This is a genomic window from Streptomyces sparsus (assembly GCF_054776295.1).
On the sequence record NZ_BAAHCA010000571.1, the window covers coordinates 1 to 3,215 of the forward strand.

The following is a 3,215-nucleotide window of genomic DNA, read 5'->3' on the forward strand; positions in this document are numbered from 1 at the left end:
GGACCGGCGGCGGACGGAGCGGCTGCCGACGTGGGCGGCACCGGTCCCGGACGGCAACCAGGAGGGGCGGTAGGACATGTGTGGCATCGCAGGCACGTACCGATGGCCGGACGGCAAGGCCGTGACGGACCGGCTCACCGACATCCTCGCCCACCGCGGCCCGGACGGGGCGGGCCGGTACGGCCACGCCGCCGGGGACGGCGAGGTGCACCTCGGGCACCGCCGGCTGGCCGTCGTCGACCTGTCCGAGGCGGGCGCCCAGCCGATGGTGTCGGGCGGTCTCGCCATGACGTACAACGGCGAGCTGTACAACGCGCCCGAGCTGCGTGCCGAGCTGTCCTCGGCCGGGGTGCGGTTCCGCGGTACCTCCGACACCGAGGTGGTGCTGGAGGCCTGGCGGCGCTGGGGCACGGACTGCCTGCCCCGGCTGCGCGGCATGTTCGCGTTCGGCGTCTTCGACGAGCGAACCGGTGACCTGGTGCTCGCCCGCGACCAGCTCGGCGTCAAGCCCCTGTTCCTGCTCCGGCGCGGCGGGGGCCTGATGTTCGCCTCCGAGCTGAAGGCACTCGCCGCCGCGACCGGCGGGTCGCTCCAGGTGGACCATGCCGCGCTGGTCGCCTCGCTGCTGTACTACTGGGTGCCGGACTCGCGGTGCGCGTTCCGTGAGGCGGAGAAGCTGCCGCCGGGGAGCTGGCTGCGGTGCCGGCCCGACGGCCGGGTGGAGCGCGGCCGGTTCTGGAACCTCCGGGACGTCGCCGCCGAGGGCCGGGATCAGGCCCGCAGCGGTGAGCGGCCGGACATCGCCGCCGTCGTCGAGGAGTCGACCCGGCGCCACCTGCTCTCCGACGTGCCCGTGGCCACCTTTCTCTCCGGTGGGCTGGACTCCAGCTACCTGACGGCGCTCGCGGCCCGCGACCGGCCGGGCATCTCGGCCTACACGATCGGTTTCCGCGCCGAGGACGCCAGGTTCGAGGCGATGCCGGACGACCTGCGGTACGCCCGGCAGGTGGCCGAGCGGTTCGGCGTCGACCTGCACGAGATCGAGATCGCCCCGGACGTGCTCGACCTGCTGCCGCGGATGACGTACCACCTGGACGAGCCGATCGGTGATCCCGCCGCGATCAACACCTTCCTCATCTGTTCGGCGGCCCGGGAGGCCGGGGTGAAGGTGATGCTCTCGGGCATGGGTGCCGACGAGTTGTTCGCCGGTTACCGCAAGCACCTGGCCAACCTGCTGGCGCTGCGCTACCAGCGCGTCCCGCGGCCGCTGCGGCGCGGCCTGTCCGCGACCGTGGACCGGCTGCCGGTGGCCACGTCCCGCCGGGGCTACCGGTCGGTGCGCTTCGCGAAGCGGTTCCTCTCCTTCGCCGACCTGCCGGAGGAGACCGCGTTCCGGCGCAGTTACACCATGTACGACCGGAACGAGCTGCTCGGGCTGGTCGATCCGGACCTGGCCGGGACGGTCGACGACGTGCTGACCGAGCACGCGGACACCTACCGGGACAACGACCTCGACGACTTCGTCAACCGCATGTGCCTGGGCGACACCCGGATGTTCCTGCCGGGTCTGAACCTCGCCTACACGGACCGGTCGAGCATGGCCGCCTCGACCGAGGTGCGGGTGCCGTACGTGGACGTCGACGTGGTCAGGGCGGCGTTCGCCGTGCCCGGCGATCGCAAGATCGTCGGACGGCAGGGCAAGGCCGTCCTCAAGGAGGCCGCCGCATCGGTACTGCCCCGGGAGATCGTGTACCGGCCGAAGGGCCTGTTCAGCGCCCCGCTGCGGGCCTGGATGAGCCGGGACCTGGCGCCGCTGGTGCGTGAGGTGGTCCATGACGGCGTGCTCGTCAACTCCGGTTTCCTGCGCCGCGACGCGTTGGCGCGGCTCGTCGCCGAGGACGCCGCCGGGCACCGGGACTTCTCCAAGCATCTGTGGCACGTGCTGACCCTCGAGTACTGGTACCGCGGCGCGACCTCCGGGTCCGGCCGGACATCTCCCTGACGGCGTAGAGACAAGAGGACTTCGGGTGAAACAGGTTGTGCAGAACTACCGGAGCGGCGAACTGGCGCTGCTCGACGTGCCGGTGCCGGGGTGCAAGCCGGACGGGGTGCTGGTCCGGAGCGCCTACTCGCTGATATCCACCGGAACCGAGCTCATGAAGGTGTCCGAGGCCGGCATGTCGATGCTGGGCAAGGCCCGCTCCCGGCCGGACCAGGTGGCCAAGGTGGTGCAGAGCGCGGCCACCAACGGGATGGCCGCCACCTACCGCAAGGTGATCAACCGGTTGGACTCCTACACGCCGCTGGGCTACTCCCTGTGCGGGGTGGTCGAGCAGGTCGGCACCGGCATCGAGGACGTGGCGGTCGGGGACCTCGTGGCCTGCGCCGGCAACGAGCACGCGCTGCACGCCGAACTGAACTGGGTGCCGAAGAACCTCTACGCCCGGGTGCCGGACGGCCTCGCGCCGCGGCACGCGGCCTTCGGCACCGTCGGGTCGATCGCGTTGCAGGGCGTCCGCCGCGGCGAGTCGCAGCTCGGCGACGTGGCGCTGGTCATCGGCCTCGGACTGATCGGGCAGTTGGTGGTGCAGCTGCTGGCCGCCTCGGGAGTCCGCGTCGTCGGTGTCGATCCCGACCCGGTGCGCTGCGAACTGGCCGAGCGGCTGGGCGCGGCGGCCTGCGGCGATCCCGCCTCCGCGGCTGTGGAGAACTCGGTCGCCGAACTCACCGGCGGTCACGGTGTGGACCAGGTGTATCTGGCGGCCGGCGGCGGCAGCAACCAGCCCGTCGAGCTGGCCGCCCGGCTGAGCCGGGACCGCGGCCGGGTCGTCGACATCGGCAAGTGCCGCCTGGACCTGCCGTGGAACGCGTACTACGAGAAGGAGCTCGACGTACGGTTCTCCCGCAGTTACGGCCCCGGGCGCTACGACCCGGAGTACGAACTGGAGGGGCGGGACTACCCGATCGGCTACGTGCGCTGGACCGAGCGCCGCAACCTGGCGTGCTTTCTCGACCTGCTCGCCCTCGGCCGCGTCGACGTGGAGCCCCTGGTCTCCCACCTGGCCGACTTCGACGACGCCGTGGAGACGTACCGGCGGCTGAAGGACGGCGACCTGAAAGCGGTGGCCGTGCTGTTCCGGTACCCCGGGCACGCGGCGGAGGCCGAGGCCCCGGCGGTGGCCGTGCCCGCGGTGCGGCGCGGCGGCGGGGTGTCC

2 protein-coding genes are annotated in these 3,215 nt (G+C 72.2%); both read left to right on the top strand.

Annotation, left to right across the window (positions count from 1 at the left end):
• Positions 1-76 precede the first annotated feature (76 nt).
• Positions 77-2,002 carry an asparagine synthase (glutamine-hydrolyzing) gene (gene asnB, locus ACYVE9_RS20350; RefSeq protein WP_461029327.1) on the top strand — a complete coding sequence of 642 codons (1,926 nt, stop codon included), beginning with the start codon at positions 77-79 and terminating at the stop codon, positions 2,000-2,002.
• 25 nt (positions 2,003-2,027) lie between these two features.
• Positions 2,028-3,215, top strand: a 1,188-nt coding sequence (locus tag ACYVE9_RS20355; RefSeq protein WP_461029328.1) for a zinc-dependent alcohol dehydrogenase, incomplete at its 3' end; no start/stop codon positions are given.

Bases quoted from the DNA above. Each gene is read 5' to 3' on its own strand.
- asnB (WP_461029327.1), top strand. From the start codon at position 77: ATGTGTGGCATCGCAGGCACGTACCGATGGCCGGACGGCAAGGCCGTG.